Annotated in this window: 14 protein-coding genes; 6 read left to right on the top strand and 8 right to left on the bottom strand. The window is 73.5% G+C overall.

Annotation, left to right across the window (positions count from 1 at the left end):
- Positions 1-48: 48 nt before the first annotated feature.
- Positions 49-720, bottom strand: a complete 672-nt coding sequence (locus GBN72_RS30995; RefSeq protein WP_151775296.1) for a Rossmann-fold NAD(P)-binding domain-containing protein — start codon at positions 718-720, stop codon at positions 49-51.
- A 28-nt stretch (positions 721-748) separates the two neighbouring features.
- Positions 749-1,663, bottom strand: coding sequence for an SDR family oxidoreductase (locus GBN72_RS31000; RefSeq protein ID WP_151775297.1), 915 nt, complete (start codon positions 1,661-1,663; stop codon positions 749-751).
- Between the two features lie 100 nt (positions 1,664-1,763).
- Here GBN72_RS31000 and GBN72_RS31005 point away from each other — a divergent pair, with 100 nt between their 5' ends.
- On the top strand, positions 1,764-2,453 hold the full coding sequence (locus GBN72_RS31005) for a TetR/AcrR family transcriptional regulator (RefSeq protein ID WP_151775298.1): 690 nt from the start codon (positions 1,764-1,766) through the stop codon (positions 2,451-2,453).
- A 163-nt stretch (positions 2,454-2,616) separates the two neighbouring features.
- On the opposite strand, the gene GBN72_RS31010 is transcribed toward GBN72_RS31005, so the two are convergent.
- Positions 2,617-3,135 carry a carboxymuconolactone decarboxylase family protein gene (locus GBN72_RS31010; RefSeq protein WP_246213017.1) on the bottom strand — a complete coding sequence of 173 codons (519 nt, stop codon included), beginning with the start codon at positions 3,133-3,135 and terminating at the stop codon, positions 2,617-2,619.
- Positions 3,136-3,182: 47 nt separating this feature from the next.
- Here GBN72_RS31010 and pdxR point away from each other — a divergent pair, with 47 nt between their 5' ends.
- Complete coding sequence (pdxR, locus tag GBN72_RS31015; protein WP_151775299.1) at positions 3,183-4,634, top strand: MocR-like pyridoxine biosynthesis transcription factor PdxR; 1,452 nt, start codon at positions 3,183-3,185, stop codon at positions 4,632-4,634.
- 101 nt (positions 4,635-4,735) lie between these two features.
- On the opposite strand, the gene GBN72_RS31020 is transcribed toward pdxR, so the two are convergent.
- Entirely contained in the window at positions 4,736-5,542 is an 807-nt protein-coding gene (locus GBN72_RS31020; protein WP_174887236.1) for an LURP-one-related family protein, read from the bottom strand.
- A 186-nt stretch (positions 5,543-5,728) separates the two neighbouring features.
- On the opposite strand from GBN72_RS31020, the gene GBN72_RS34370 reads away from it, so the two are divergent.
- Positions 5,729-6,316 carry an AMIN-like domain-containing (lipo)protein gene (locus tag GBN72_RS34370; protein WP_164540973.1) on the top strand — a complete coding sequence of 196 codons (588 nt, stop codon included), beginning with the start codon at positions 5,729-5,731 and terminating at the stop codon, positions 6,314-6,316.
- 20 nt (positions 6,317-6,336) lie between these two features.
- Here the strand turns inward: GBN72_RS34370 and GBN72_RS31035 are convergent, their stop codons facing one another.
- A complete protein-coding gene (locus tag GBN72_RS31035) occupies positions 6,337-7,131 on the bottom strand; it encodes a VOC family protein (protein WP_246213018.1) in 795 nt (264 codons plus the stop codon).
- Between the two features lie 225 nt (positions 7,132-7,356).
- Between GBN72_RS31035 and GBN72_RS31040 the strand changes: the two genes are divergently transcribed.
- Entirely contained in the window at positions 7,357-8,247 is an 891-nt protein-coding gene (locus tag GBN72_RS31040; RefSeq protein ID WP_151775304.1) for a sulfurtransferase, read from the top strand.
- 106 nt (positions 8,248-8,353) lie between these two features.
- Here GBN72_RS31040 and sepH read toward each other — a convergent pair whose 3' ends face one another.
- The 3 genes from sepH to GBN72_RS31055 all read right to left on the bottom strand — a co-directional run bounded on the left by sepH (position 8,354) and on the right by GBN72_RS31055 (position 12,391).
- Complete coding sequence (sepH, locus tag GBN72_RS31045; RefSeq protein ID WP_151775305.1) at positions 8,354-9,379, bottom strand: septation protein SepH; 1,026 nt, start codon at positions 9,377-9,379, stop codon at positions 8,354-8,356.
- A 482-nt stretch (positions 9,380-9,861) separates the two neighbouring features.
- The gene (locus tag GBN72_RS31050; RefSeq protein WP_151775306.1) at positions 9,862-11,193 is read right to left on the bottom strand and encodes a D-arabinono-1,4-lactone oxidase; all 1,332 of its coding nucleotides are present in this window, start codon (positions 11,191-11,193) and stop codon (positions 9,862-9,864) included.
- Positions 11,141-12,391, bottom strand: a complete 1,251-nt coding sequence (locus GBN72_RS31055) for an MFS transporter (RefSeq protein WP_151775307.1) — start codon at positions 12,389-12,391, stop codon at positions 11,141-11,143. Before GBN72_RS31055 ends, GBN72_RS31050 begins: the two co-directional genes overlap by 53 nt.
- A 237-nt stretch (positions 12,392-12,628) precedes the next feature.
- On the opposite strand from GBN72_RS31055, the gene GBN72_RS31060 reads away from it, so the two are divergent.
- The gene (locus GBN72_RS31060; protein WP_151775308.1) at positions 12,629-13,759 is read left to right on the top strand and encodes a ferrochelatase; all 1,131 of its coding nucleotides are present in this window, start codon (positions 12,629-12,631) and stop codon (positions 13,757-13,759) included.
- Between the two features lie 95 nt (positions 13,760-13,854).
- Positions 13,855-14,673 (top strand): inositol monophosphatase family protein, encoded by an 819-nt coding sequence (locus GBN72_RS31065; protein ID WP_439959842.1) that lies wholly within the window; start codon positions 13,855-13,857, stop codon positions 14,671-14,673.
- Positions 14,674-14,771: the final 98 nt, after the last annotated feature.

Here is a 14,771-nt window from a genome sequence, read left to right on the forward strand (position 1 = left end):
CTGCGGGACGCCGATCGGGACGCCGACGCGGATCACCCGGCCGTCGCATCAGAGCGCGGCGGCCGTGTTGATGTCCCGGTTCTCGAGGACGCGGCGGTGGTGTCCCCGGCGGGCGAGGTGCAGCGCCGCTCGGCCGAGCCGGGCGGTGTCGGTCGTCAGGACCGGCCCCAGGCGCAGGAGCTTCAGGAGCGGAACGAGTGGGGTGACCGCGGCGCCGCCCCATCGGTAGGCAGCGGTCTTCGAGCGGGCCTCGTGCGAAGGCAGGACGAAGCCCGGGCGCAGGGCGTACCCGTGGGAGAAGGTGGAGATGACCGCGTTCTCGGTGCGCCCCTTGACGCGGGCCCAGCGCATGCGGCCGCGTTCGGTGCTGTCCGTGCCGCCGCCGGAGACGTAGACGAACGTCAGGTGCGGATTGACGTCGTGAAGGGTCTGCGCGGCGGCGGTGGTGTATCCGTAGGTGATGCGTTCGTAGTCCTCGGGGTCCATGCCGGCGGAGCTGACGCCGAGCGCCCAGAAGCAGGCGTCGGCGCCGGCGAGGTCGCTCCTGACGGGGGCGAGGTCCAGGAAGTCGGCGTGCAGGACCTGGCTCAGCTTCGGGTGTGTCAGGTCCAGCCTCGTCCGCCCCACGGCGACGACCCTGGTGACGTCGTCGGCACGGAGGCATTCCTGGAGGAAGCCGTCGCCGATGAGGCCGCTGCCGCCGAAGACGACTATGTTCATGAGAGTTTCCCTGGGTCGATGCGGGCGATCAGAGGGTGCCGGCCGCCGAGACGCCGGTGAGTTCCTCGGCCTCGGCCCACAGCCGTGCCGCGACGGCCTTGTCCCGGGCGCTGCGCGGCAGGGGAACCGCCTTGGTGGGGCCGACCAGGCCCCAGCGCGGGCCGTAGTAGCCGCCGGGTGTCGCGGCGGGGCTGGTGGCCGCGTACAGCAGAGGTTCCGCGCCCTGTTCGGGCCCCTGGGACGGAACGACCTTGTACAGCAGTGATTCCAGCCGCCCGGGCCGGCCGCCGTTCAAAGTGGGACCGGAGGTCATCAGGTTGGTGCGGGTGTACCCGGGGTGCGCGCCGGCCGACAGCAGGGAGCGGCCGCGCCGGGCGGCGAGGCCGGCGAGGTGGAGCATCAGCAGCAGGTCGGCGAGCTTGGACTGGGCGTAGGCCCGGGTAGGGCTGTAGCCGCGGGTGGACTGCAGGTCGTCGAAGTCGATGCGGGCCCGGTTGGCGGTTCCGCTGCTCATCGTGGCCACCCGGGGGGCGGGGGCGTCGAGGAGCAGGGGCAGCAGCCGGACGGTGAGGGCGAACGGGCCGAGGAAGTTGCTCCCCAACTGGAGCTCGAAGCCGTCGGGCGTCTCCGTGCGCCGGGGCACGTTCATGACTCCGGCGTTGTTCACCAGCAGGTCCAGCGGCCGGCCCTCTGCCGCCAGGCCGTCGGCGAAGCTTCGGACGGAACCCAGGTCGCTCAGGTCCAGAGGGCGGACCTCGATCCGGGCGCCGGGATGCGCGGCGAGCATCTCGTCCCGGGCCTGCTCGCCCTTGGCCGGTGTGCGCACGGCGAGAATGACGCGCGCTCCGGCTCCGGCCAGCCGTTGCGCGGCCTCCTTGCCGGTTCCGCTGTTCGCGCCGGTCACCACGGCGAGCTTTCCGTGCTGGTCAGGAACCTGGTACATGGCGAAACCCTTTACGTACTGCCGGTATCTTGTCTCGGGTTCCCACCGTAACGGACCACCGGTACTTAATCAAAGGACCGCCGGTATGTAATATTGGCGGGTGACCTTCCAGCGCGCCCGCACCGACGAGCAGCGCAGGCAGCGGAGACGCCAGATCCTGGACACCGCGGCCGCGATGCTCGCCGAGATGCCTGTCGCGAAACTGAGCCTCAACGAGCTGAGCCGTCGAGTGGGCCTCGCCAAGGCCAACGTGCTGCGCTACTTCGAGTCGCGGGAGGCGATTCTGCTCGAGTTGCTCGACGCCGAGGTCCAGGACTGGGTCGCCGAATTGCGGCACCTGCAGCCGGCCGGCGCCGGCAGCGCACGCGAGCGCGGGGACGGGCTGGCCGACCACCTGGCGACCTCCCTGGCACGGAGGCCGGTTCTGTGCGACCTGCTCGCCGCGCAGGGCGCGGTCCTGGAGCACAACATCTCCACGGAGGTGGGTGTCCGGCACAAGCACGCGGCCCGGCAGTCGCTCGACGGCATGGTCCAGGTTGTGGGGCGCCACCTCCCCGAACTCGGTGACGACGGCGCCGCCGCCCTGGTGGAATCGGCCCTGCTGATGGCCATGACCGCCTGGCAATGCAGCCGTCCTTCGGAGGCGATGCTGGCGGTCTACGCCTCCGACCCGGCGCTGGCGGCCATGCGCGTGGACTTCACGGAGCTGGTCCGCCGCACCACGGCCGTCACCGCATCGGGCCTGCTGGCTCGCCAGGACGATCGGGCCGGCCCGGCGCCGGCCTCCTGACCGTCGGCTGCCGGGCCGGGGCCGACTGACGACGTGGAGACGGACGTCGAGGCGCTGTGCCGGTGCGGGCTGGTGCGGCGCCCGTGCCACGCACCACGCCCGCACGGTCGGCGGGCCCCGGCGCGGCGGCTCGAGGGCCGGCCGCCACCGGCCCGGACGGCCGTCAGCGGGCCGTCCTCTCGTCCTCGCCCGCGACCTTTCCGGTGCTCAGGGCGATGCGGTTCCAGGTGTTGATCGTGAAGATCAGCGCGAGGACCCGGGCCAGTTCCGTCTCGTCGAAGTGGCGGGCCGCCCGCGCGTAGACGTCGTCGGGGACGCCGGCGTGCGGGACGAGGGTGACGGCCTCGGTCAGGGCGAGGGCGGCCTGCTCCTTCTCCGTGAAGAAGTTCCGCGCCTCGCGCCACACGCCGATCATGTGCAGCCGGGCCTCGTCCTCGCCGGCCTTGCGGGCGTCGGAGGTGTGCATGTGGAGGCAGTAGGCGCAGCCGTTGAGGAGCGAGGCACGGATCTGGATCAGCTCGACCAGGGCCGGGTCGAGGCCCTCGCGGGCGGCGGCGTCGAAGCCGATGAGGGCCTTGAACGCCTTGGGGGCGGCTTTGGCGAAGTTGATCCGCGGGGTGTGCGCGGGAGCGGTCGGGGCGGCGGGGCGGAGAGCGGTCGAGGTGCTCGTGCTGTTCGTCATGACCACGAATCTAGGGGCGGGAAAGACCTCCGCTAAGGTGCATTCCCGTGCCGGAATCATGGGTCAATTCGGCGGAGCGCATCGGCAGCGACCTGCACCTGGACCTGTCCGGTCCCGGAAGCCGCCGCGCCGTGCTCATCCGCGCCCTGCGGGACGCCGTCCGGGAGGGGCGCCTCGCTCCGGGCACCCGGCTGCCGCCCTACCGCTCGCTGGCCGCCGACCTGGGCCTTGCCCGCAACACGGTCGCCGACGCCTACGCCGAACTGGTCGCCGAGGGCTGGCTGACCGCACGCCAGGGTTCCGGGACCCGGGTGGCCGAGCGCGCCGCGCCGCCCGAGCGCCCCCGCACGCCGAAACCCGTCCCCGCACGGCCCGCCACCCCCGTCCACGACCTGCGCCAGGGCACTCCCGAGGCGGCGTCCTTCCCCCGCGCCGCCTGGCTCGCGGCCTCCCGGCGGGCGCTGGGCGCCGCACCCGACGAGGTCTTCGGCCCCGGTGATCCGCGTGGCCGCGTCGAGTTGCGCCGCGCGCTCACCGACTACCTGGCGCGCGCTCGCGGGGTGCGCGTCGGGCCCGAGCGGATCGTGGTGTGCTCCGGCTTCGCGCACGCGCTGCGGCTGCTGTTCGAGGGTTCGCCCGGCGCGGGCGGCGGGGTGCTGCGCGGTCCCTTCGCCGTGGAGTCGTACGGGCTGGGCTTCCACCGCGAGATCCTGGAGAGCTCAGGGGTGCGCACGGTGCCGCTCGGTCTGGACGGTCAGGGCGCCCGCGTCGAGGAGCTGGCCGCCTCCTCACCGGGTGTGCGCGGAGTCCTGCTCACCCCCGCGCACCAGTTCCCGACCGGAGGTCCGCTGCACCCGGCCCGGCGCGCCGCGGCCGTCGACTGGGCCCGCGTCACCGGCGGCCTGGTCCTGGAGGACGACTACGACGGGGAGTTCCGCTACGACCGCGAGCCGGTCGGCGCGTTGCAGGGCCTGGACCCGGAGCGGGTCGTCCACCTCGGTTCGGTCAGCAAGAGCCTGTCCCCGGCCGTGCGGATCGGCTGGATGGTCCTGCCCGAGCGGCTGGTGGAGGGGGTGCTGGCCGCCAAGGGCGAGCGGGAGGCGTGGGCGAGCACCCTCGACCAGCTGACGCTCGCCGAGTTCATCGCCTCGGGACAGTACGACCGGCACATCCGCCGGATGCGGCAGCGCTACCGGCGCCGCCGCGACCAGCTGGTCACCGCGCTCGCCGAACAGGCCCCGCACATCACGGCGACCGGCATCGCGGCGGGGCTGCACGCGGTCCTCCGGCTGCCGCCCGGCACGGAGGCGTCCGCCGTCAAGGCCGCGTCCTGGCAGGGCATCGCCCTGGACGGCCTCGCCGCGTTCCGTCACCCGCGGGCCACCGGGCCGGCCGCCGACGGCCTGGTCGTCGGTTACGCCGCTCCGGCGGAACACGCCTACCGGGCCGCGCTCGAGGCGCTGCTGCGGGCCCTGCCGCCGTCCGGCGCCGTCCCCTGAGCGATGAGGACGAGGCGTGAGGAGGGCTGGGCCGGCGACGGTGTACCTGCGGCCGGTGGGGCATCGTGGCGGGCCGGCGCCGTGCCCCACCGGAGGCCGGGTCATCCGAAGCCGCGGGAGTCCTGCTTGAGGGCGGTGTCCACCGTGAGCGCCGTGGCGACGACGAGGCTGCGCAGGGGCTCGGGGAGCTGGTGGTGGATCTGGAGGACGTAGTTGTCGGCGGTGGTGAAGAGGGTCTTGGCGAGACCCTCCCAGGTCTTGGTGATGCGGGCGACCTCGACGCCGGCGTGGTCCACGATGGCGAAGTTCCAGGCACGCCAGTTCTCGGCCCGGATCTCGCCGAGCTTGGCGCCGTTCGCGTTGATCGAGAAGTTGATCCTGCCGATCGCGTTCTGCTGGACGATCTCGCCGACGGGGGCACCGTCGGGGCGGGTCACGACGACCCGGGACTTGATGAACTTCGCGGGGCGGGTGAGCAGCAGCAGCGGCTGGCCGTAGGCGTCGCGGATCTCCAGGCGGTGGGTCAGGAACTGGTCGAGGCTGCTGACGAAGCGCAGCACCTTCCGCAGCGCGCTCTGGCCGACCTGGACGACCGAACCGAGGTGGTTGCCCTGCTGGTCCATCACCTTGTACTCGTTGACCAGCTCGACCAGCTTGGCCTTCTGGTTCACCACCAGGACCGGTTCGGTGAGGAGCGAGCCCGTGCCGGTCACGGGGGCGTGCACCCCGGCCTGCTGCTGGACCTGCTGGGCGACGCGGGGGTCGGGCATCTGGGGGACCTGCTGGGGCGCGCCCTGTGCCGGCGCGGTCTGCTCGGTCCAGCGGACGCCGTCCCAGTAGCGCAGGAGCTGGAGGGCTCCATGGGGATCGGGGTACCAGCCGGCCGGATGTGTGGGATGTGTGGTCACCAGCGGATAGTACGGAAGTTCGATCGAGCATGCTACGAGCGTTCGATCTTTCTCGAAGGCTCCCGGGCCTGCAGGTCTTCCGGCGGGCCACCGGGCGGCCTGTTCCCTTCTTCCCGTCTCCGGCCTCCCTCCTCCCGGGTACCGTCTCGTGGGGGAGCCGACCGTCATGCCCCGAGGGGGACTTGCGTGCACCACAAGGGATACCGGCGACTTCGCGCGTCCGCCGCGGCGCTCGCCGCGGCGGTTCTGTGTCCGACCGCGCCGCAGGCCGCCGCCGTACCGGAGACGGCGGCCACGACGGCGGCCATCACGACGACCGCCACGACAGCCGCGACGGCGACCGGGACGGCCTCCGCCGGCGCGGACTGCCAGGACGTGTGCGTCCTCGGCGTCCGCGCCGCCACCCACCCCGGCCACGACCGGCTCGTGATCGACCTCGGCCGTGGCCCGGTCCCACGGTGGACGACGGCCCTTCAGGTCGGTGGCCGTCTCGCCGCGGGCGAGGGGGCGACGGTGCCCGTCAAGGGTGCGGAGTACCTGAAGATCACGCTGCACCGGGCGACCGGCTTCGACTTCTCCGGCGGCAGGCTCGTGTACACCGGCCCGCGTCACCGGACCTACGGCTTCCCCAGCCTCAAGGGCCAGGGGCAGTTCGCCTACGCCGACGCGTCGGTCCGCGAGTTCCACCTGGGCCTCGCCCTCGGCGAGTACTCCTCCTACCGCGTCTTCGCCCTCGGGGCGCCGAACCGGATCGTGGTCGACGTCGGCCACTGAGCCGGCCGCCGGACGTCCCGTCAGCGGCGCCGGTCGAGCAGCCCGAGGGGCGTGCCCTCCGGGTCGACGACCGTGGCCGTCCGTCCGTAGGGGCCGTCGTGCGGGGCCTCGGCGATCCGGCCGCCGAGGTCGACCGCGCGCAGCGCGTCGGCGTCGACGTCCCGGACCTGGAACCAGGTCACCCAGTGGGGTCCACGGTCGAAGGTCTCGCCGCGGCCAAGGCCACGGATGGAGGCGATCGGCCGGCCTCCGGCGTGCAGGACCACCCGCTCGGCGCCCTCCGGGTTGGTCTCCCGCACCGAGGAGAGACCGAAGACGCGCTGGTAGAACGGGGCGATCCGGTAGGGCTCGTAGGTCAGCAGCTCGTGCCAGGCCGGGGTGCCCGGACCCTCGCCGGGTCTGCCGAACGGGGCGACGCTGCGGATGCCGAAGACGGCCCCCGAGGGGTCGGCTCCGATCGCCAGGCGGCCGCCCTCACGGTCGTTGAGCGGGCCGACGCCGATGGTTCCCCCGCACGCTCCGACGGCCATGGCCGCAAGGTCGATGTCGGCGGAGAGCAGGAAGGGGGTCCAGGCGGCGGCGCGCGAGGCGCGGTGCTGCGGCGCCTGCCCGATGGCGGCGACCGGGCGGTCGCCGACGAAGGCCCGCAGATTCATGCCGAGGCTGGGCGGACCGGGCCGGAACTCCCAGCCGAGGAGCGTCTCGTAGAAGCCCTTGAGCCGCTCCGGGCGGGGCGCCACCAAGGTGACCCAGCCGGGTGTGCCGGGTGCGCCCGGCGCGTTCGCGGTGCCTGGCACGCGTGTCGTCTCGGTCACCTCGGCCGTCCCTGTTCCCCTCGCGGTCCCCATGGTGGCTCCCGTCCGTCCTCGGCGCGTTGGTTCTCCGAAGTGCCCACTGCCCGCTGAACGCGTACCCATGCCGACAGGTACACAGTGTGGCCCAGGCGATGCGTTCCGTGACGGAAGGCCGTGGCGGAGCAGGTTAGCCAATGTCGTGCGGACCTGCCACTCCCGGTGCCGCCGGTAGGGCAGGATGCGGCCATGGACGACATCCTTCACGACGAATCCGACGTCGCCCGGCCGCTGATCTCCGCGCGGAGGCTGGCCCGCCTGATGGATGGGCCGGGACGCCCCGTACTGCTCGACGTGCGCTGGCAGTTGAGCCTGGCGTCGGCCTCCGGTGCGCCGCCGTTCGACGGGCGGGCGGAGTACGCGGCGGGGCACCTGCCCGGCGCGGTCTTCGTCGACCTCGACGGCGAACTGGCCGCTCCGCCGGGTGCGGGCGGACGCCACCCGCTGCCGGACATGGCGACCTTCGGAACCGCGATGCGCCGCGCGGGTGTGTCGGCCGGGCGGCCCGTCGTGGTGTACGACGGCGGTCTCGGATGGGGAGCCGCCCGGGCGTGGTGGCTGCTGCAGTGGACCGGGCATCCCGACGTACGGGTCCTGGACGGCGGACTCGGCGTGTGGGAAGGGCAGTTGAGCACCGAGGAGACGGTCCCGCACGAGGGCGACTTCGTGCCCGTGCCGGGTGCCGGCGGCTCCGGGCTGCTCGACGCCGAGGGCGCCGCGCGGATCGCCGGTTCGGGGCTGCTGCTCGACGCGCGCGCCGGGGAGCGGTACCGGGGCGAGGTCGAGCCGATCGACCCGGTGGGCGGACACATCCCCGGCGCGGTCTCGGCGCCCACCACGCAGAACACGGCGGTGGACGGCCGGTTCCTGCCCGCCGGTGAACTCGCCGAACGCTTCAAGGCGCTCGGTGTGACGCCGGGCACGCGGCTCGGCGTCTACTGCGGCTCCGGGGTGTCGGCGGCGCACGAGATCCTGGCACTCGCGGTGGCGGGCGTCCCGGCCGCGCTCTACGCGGGGTCGTGGTCGGAGTGGACCGCCGATCCGCAGCGGCCCGTGGCCACCGGCCCGGATCCCCGGTAGAAGGGCCGCGGGTCGCGGGACCCTCCCGCGGCCCGCGCCGCCGCAGGACTCCCCACGGCCCGCGCGTCCGCGGGACTGCCCCGCGGCCCGCGCGCCCGCGGACGCCCTACTCGGAGTTCTTCTTGCGCCGGGTGCCGAAGACGATCTCGTCCCAACTCGGTACCGCGGCACGGCGGCCCGGACGGACCCCGTCCGCCTCGGCCTGCCGGTCGGTCGCCCCGATCAGCCGGTCCCGGTGGCTGCTGACCGCCCGCGGCATCAGGACGTCCGCGTACGCCGCGCCCGCCCCCGCCGACGCGGCCGGTGCCGGCGGCTCCTCGACGTCCGGCTCGGTGTCCGGGCCGTCCGGGCCCTCCCCGGGACGCTCCGGCACCACCAGGTCGCCCCGGAAGCTGGGCACCGCCTCCAGCAGGCTGGTGAGCGAGTCCCCGCTCTCCTCCACCGGATCCGACGGCGGGGCCTGGGCCGGCACCACCGCACGCTCCGGCCGGTCTCCCCGGTCACGCGGCAGCCGCGCGATGCGCGGCACGAACGGATGCGCCGGCTCCGCCGGTCCCAGGTCGTCGGACTCGCCGATCAGCGAACGCGCCTCGTCGTCCACCGCGGCCACCAGACGGCGCGGCGGGTCGTAGGTCCAGCTCGCCGTGTGGGGCTCCCCGGCGACGCGGTAGACCAGCAGCACCTCCCAGGTGCCGTCGTCGCGGCGCCAGGAGTCCCACTGCACGGTGTCCTTGTCGGCGCCGCGCAGCAGCAGCCGTTCCGCGACCGCCTCGCCCAGCGGGGGACCGGTGTTCTCGCCCGGGCGGCGCACCGGTGTCTTGCGGGCGCGCTCCGCCATGAAGGCGCGCTCGGCCAGCACGGGGCCCTCGAAACGCCGCACCCGGTCCACCGGGATGCCGGCCAGCTGGGCGACCTCCTCCGCGGTGGCACCCGCCCTTATACGGGCCTGGATGTCGCGGGGACGGAGGTGGCTCTCCACCTCGATCTCGATCTGTCCGAGACGGGGCCGGTCGCCGCGCACGGCGGCGCGCAGCCGTTCGTCGATCGGAAGCGTGTACTCCGTGCTGTCCGCAGCCTTGAGCACCAGCCGTGTGCCGTCATTGGAGACGGCCACGACACGCAGTTCGGGCATGGGGACCTCCCGGGTGGTGCCTGCCGACGTCACGTGCGTCGCTGCTTCCGCTAGTCGAGTGTGGCCTGCCCGGGTGCAGCCTGCCACAACCTTGCCGAGTTGCCCGGCGTGTCGGGCGCCGGGCCCAGGCACACCGCCATGGCACGGTTACCTGGTTGCAACGTCAAGTGACCCACATCGGTCACCCTGCGCAACAGCCTCCCTCCCCGGCGTTCCTGACGGATCGCGGGCGCCCAGGCGGGAGTCCGGGCCCAGGGCTCTGAACACTACTCCATTTGGGCCACGTGCGTGGATTGGCGCGCCGGTCGAATCGGGGCGGGTCGCCCCAAGATCGTCACGGCCCGACGCCCCAAGGGCCCAACGGCCCTTGAAACGTGGCGTACTTCACGCCCCGGTCCACGCCCCTGATCCCTGCCCCGTTCCCGGTGTTCCAATCTCCCGCACCGCCATCTCCTCCTCCGGCGGCCCGTCGTCACTCGGTGTCACTCGCCGAGGACCCGCCTCACGTAGTCGTTCTGGAAACGCCGCTCGGGGTCCAGCCGGTTCCGCAGTTCCCGGAACTCACCGAAACGGGGGTAGACCCCGTCCAGGTACTCCGCGTCGCGGGTGTGGACCTTTCCCCAGTGGGGTCTGCCCTCGTAGGCGGTGAAGATGCGTTCCGCGGCGGTGAAGTACGCCTGGTACGGAGTTCCCTTGTACATGTGCACGGCTATGTAGGCGCTGTCCCGGCCGGACGCCGTGGACAGCGGTATGTCGTCGGCGGGCGCGGTGCGCACCTCCACCGGGAAGCTGACCCGCAGTTCCGACCGGTCCACCATGGACCGCAGTTCGCGCAGCGCCTCCACCACCGCCTCCCGCGGCAGGGCGTACTCCATCTCCACGAACCGCACCCGGCGCGGTGAGGTGAACACCTTGTAGGGGATGTCGGTGTAGGTGCGCGAGGAGAGCGCGCGGCTGGACACCCGGGCGATCGCGGGTATGGCGGCCGGGGCCACCCGCCCGAGCCGGTTGACCACCTCGAAGACGCCGTTGGAGAGGAACTCGTCCTCGAACCAGGCGCCCGCCCGGCCCAGCGGCCGGGGAGGCCCGGCGCTGCGGTTGTTGCGCTTGGTGTTGCAGTTGCCGGTGTGGGGGAACCAGTAGAACTCGAAGTGCTCGTTGCCGGCCCAGAGTTCGTCGAAGGACGAGGTGACCCGGTCGAAGCTCATCGGCTCCTCGCGGGCGGTCAGCAGGAAGACCGGCTCCACGTTGAACGTGAGCGAGGTGACGACGCCCAGCGCGCCCAGGCCTATCCGCGCGGCGGCGAACACCTCGGGGTTCTCCTGCGGGGAGCAGGTGAGCACCGAGCCGTCCGCGGTGACCAGTTCGAGGGCGGCGATCTGCGCGGCGAGCGAGCCCGACTCCCGGCCGGTGCCGTGGGTCCCGGTGCCGACGGCGCCGGAGACCGTCTGCTCCATGATGTCGCCCATGTTGGTCAGCGACAGGCCCTCGCCGGCGAGGGCGGCGTTGAGCTGCTTGAGCGGGGTTCCGGCGCCGACCGTGACGGTCCCGGCGGCCCGGTCGATCCGGTGGATGCCGGCCAGCCGTTCGGGCCGGATCAGGAGGCCGTCGGTGGCCGCGGCCGCGGTGAAGGAGTGGCCGGTGCCCACCGCCTTGACCCGCAGCCCCCTCTCCGCGGCGCGGCGTACGGCCGCGGCGACCTCCTCGGCGCTGCCCGGCGAGGTCCGTTCCGCCGGGCGGGCGGTGACGTTGCCCGCCCAGTTATGCCAGGTGCTGCTCCGCCTTGCCCGTGCGCTCGCCGTGCTGCTCGACAACGGTCCCTCCCCGCCACGGCGCCGGCCTGCACAGCCGGCGGTACCCGAGGAAACCGACCGCCACCGCGGCGGCTCCGGCGACCGCCGGAACCACGTACCCCGCCCTCGCGCCGGCCGCGTCGATCACGAGGCCGGCCCCCGACGAGCCGAGCGCGACGCCGACGGCGAGCCCGGTGCTGATCCAGGTCATGCCCTCGGTCAGTTGCGCGCGTGGCACGTGCTGTTCGATCAGGGACATCGTGGTGATCATCGTGGGAGCGATGAACAGGCCCGCGAGGAACAGCGCCACGGCCAGGAACGGCAGGTTCCCGACCAATTGGAGGGGGATCATACTCGCGGCCATCGCACAGACACCCACCAGCCAGCGCCGTTCCGGACGGCCCTGGACGCGCAGAACGCCGAAGACGAGTCCGGCAACGCAGGAGCCCGCCGCGTACACGGCCAGCACCAGGCTGGCCGCGGCCTTCTGCCCCAACTCCTCGGCGAACGCCACCGTCACCACGTCGACCGCGCCGAAGACGGTTCCGGTGGCGACGAAGGTCGCCACCAGCACCTGGAGTCCCGGCGAGCGCAGGGCGCTGCCGCGCACGTGCTCCTCCGGCGGGTGCGGACGCGGCTCGGTGGCCCGCTGGGAGGTCAGCCAGAACACGCCGGTCGCCATGAACACGGCCGCGAGCAGCGGTCCGGCCTCCGGGAACCACGCGGTGGACAGTCCGATCGAGACGATCGGGCCGACGATGAAGCAGACCTCGTCGACGACCGACTCGAAGGAGTAGGCGGTGTGCAGCAGCGGGGTGCCGCGGTAGAGGGCCGCCCACCGGGCGCGCACCATCGAGCCCAGGCTGGGCACGCAGCCGACGAGGGCGGAGAAGACGAACAGGGTCCAGTCCGGCCACCGGAAATGGGTCGCCACCAGCAGGCCGGCGGCTCCGGTCAGGGCGACGAGCACCGCGGGGCGCAGCACCCGGCTCTGGCCGTGGCGGTCGATCAGCCGGGAGATCTGCGGCCCGAGGACGGCCGAGGAGAGCGCGATGGTCGCCGAGAGGGCGCCGGCCAGTCCGTACCGGCCGGTCACCTGGGAGATCATGGTGACCACGCCGATGCCCATCATGGACAGCGGCAGCCGGCCGACGAGACCCGCTGCGGCGAAGGCGCGGGTGCCGGGCGGCGCGAAGAGGGCGCGGTAGGGCGTGGGCACGGGCTCTCCGGGGAAAAAGGGGCGTCGCTGCCCTGGTCAGGAGGTGGTTGGCCAATACAGCTTACGGCCGCTTCGATCAGGTGTGCCCCGGGTGCGGGGGCGTTCGAACAGGGTGCGCGGAGGCAGAGGGGGCGCAGGCCGCAGGACGTCCCGGGCCGGTCGGCCGGTTTCCCGGGATTCCCGGGGGCCGGATGGCCCGGTTTCCCCGTCGCCGGTCGCTGGTGGGAAGATCGGGGCATGCCAGATGTGCTCGAATCCTCCCCTTACGACGCATTGCTGCTGCTCTCCTTCGGCGGCCCGGAGGGCCCCGAGGACGTTGTCCCGTTCCTGGAGAACGTCACCCGGGGCCGCGGCATCCCCAAGGAACGCCTCAAGGAGGTGGGGCAGCACTACTTCCTGTTCGGTGGCGTGAGCCCGATCAACGGCCAGAACCGCGCGCTCCTGGACGCCCTGCGCGAGGACTTCGCGGATCACGGGCTGGACCTGCCGGTCTACTGGGGCAACCGCAACTGGGCTCCCTACCTGACCGACACCCTCCGCGAGATGGTGCGGGACGGCCGCCGCCGCATCCTGGTGCTGGCCACCAGCGCCTACGCCTCCTACTCGGGCTGCCGGCAGTACCGCGAGAACCTGGCCGGCGCCCTGGCCACCCTGGAGGCGGAGGGCCTGGAGCTGCCTCGGGTGGACAAGCTGCGGCACTACTTCAACCACCCGGGCTTCGTGGAGCCGATGATCGACGGCGTGGTCGAGGCCCTGGCGGACCTCCCCGAGGAGGTGCGGGACGGCGCCCACCTGGCGTTCACCACGCACTCCATCCCGACCGCCGCCGCGGACAGCTCCGGCCCGGTCGAGGAGCACGGGGACGGCGGCTCCTACGTGAAGCAGCACCTCGACGTCGCCCGGTCGATCGCCGACGCGGTACGCGAGCGCACCGGTGCGGACCGGCCCTGGCAGCTCGTCTACCAGTCGCGTTCCGGAGCCCCGCACATCCCGTGGCTGGAGCCGGACATCTGCGACCACCTCGAGGAGCGGCACGCCGCGGGCGTCCCGGCCGTGGTGATGGTGCCGATCGGCTTCGTCTCCGACCACATGGAGGTCCTCTACGACCTCGACACCGAGGCCAGGGCGAAGGCCGGGGAACTGGGGCTTGCGGTGCGCCGTTCGGCGACCGTCGGCGCCGATCCCCGGTTCGCCGCCGCGATCCGGGAGATGATCGTGGAGCGGGCCGCGGTGGAGCGCGGACAGCGGGTGACGCCCTGCGCGCTGGGCGCGCTCGGCGCGAGCCACAACGTGTGCCCGGTGGGCTGCTGCCCGGCGGCGCGCGACCCGAAGCCGGCCGCGGTGGGGGCGGACAGCCCGTACGCCTGAGCGCGGCGGGGCGGCGCCTGTGCGCCGCCCGGTTCCGCTCCGCCGCCCGCCTGCCCGACACCGGACCGAGAGGACGCGAGGACACCGTGACGGACCTGCACCAGACGGATCTGCGCCAGGAACTGCTGGAGATCGGCCGGGAGGCGGCCCGGCGGGCCGGCCGGCTGCTGCGCGACGGCCGCCCCGCGGACCTCGCGGTGGCTGCCACAAAGTCCAGCCCCATCGACGTGGTGACCGAGATGGACCTCGCCGCCGAGAAGCTGATCATCGACCTCATATCGGCCCGGCGGCCCGACGACGGCTTCCTCGGCGAGGAGGGGGCGTCCTCGGTCGGCACCAGCGGCGTGCGCTGGGTGGTCGACCCGCTCGACGGCACCGTCAACTACCTCTACGGCCTCCCCGCCTGGTCGGTCTCGGTCGCCGCGGAGGTGGACGGTGAGACCGTGGCGGGCGTGGTGGAGGTCCCGATGCGCGGAGAGTCCTTCCACGCGCTGCTCGGCGGGGGCGCCTGGGCGACCGGGGCCTGGGAGGGGGAGCGGAAGCTGGCGGTGCGGCCGTCGCCGCCCCTCGACCAGGCGCTGATCTCCACCGGGTTCAACTACGTCACCGCGGTGCGCGCCCACCAGGCCGAGGTGGCGCGTGAGCTGCTGCCCCTGGTGCGGGACATCCGCCGGGGCGGCTCCGCGGCGGTGGACCTCTGCGACCTGGCGGCGGGGCGGCTCGACGGGTACTACGAGCGCGGCCTGCACCCCTGGGACCGCGCGGCCGGGGACCTGATCGCCCGGGAGGCCGGAGCCGTCACCGGCGGACGGGCCGGCGAACGCCCGTCGGACGACCTCACGGTGGCGGCGACCGCGGGGGTCTTCGAGCCGCTGCAGGCCCTGCTGGAGCGGCTCGGGGCGTGGCACGACTGAGGGTGCCGCGCCTGCCACCGCGCGGTCCCGGGCCGGCCCCGGCAGCCGTCGGGGACCGGACGGCCCCGCGGGCGTGAACCCGCGGAGGCCCGGAGTCG

This window comes from Streptomyces abyssomicinicus (assembly GCF_008974245.1).
Taxonomy (GTDB): Bacteria; Actinomycetota; Actinomycetes; order Streptomycetales; family Streptomycetaceae; genus Streptomyces; species Streptomyces abyssomicinicus.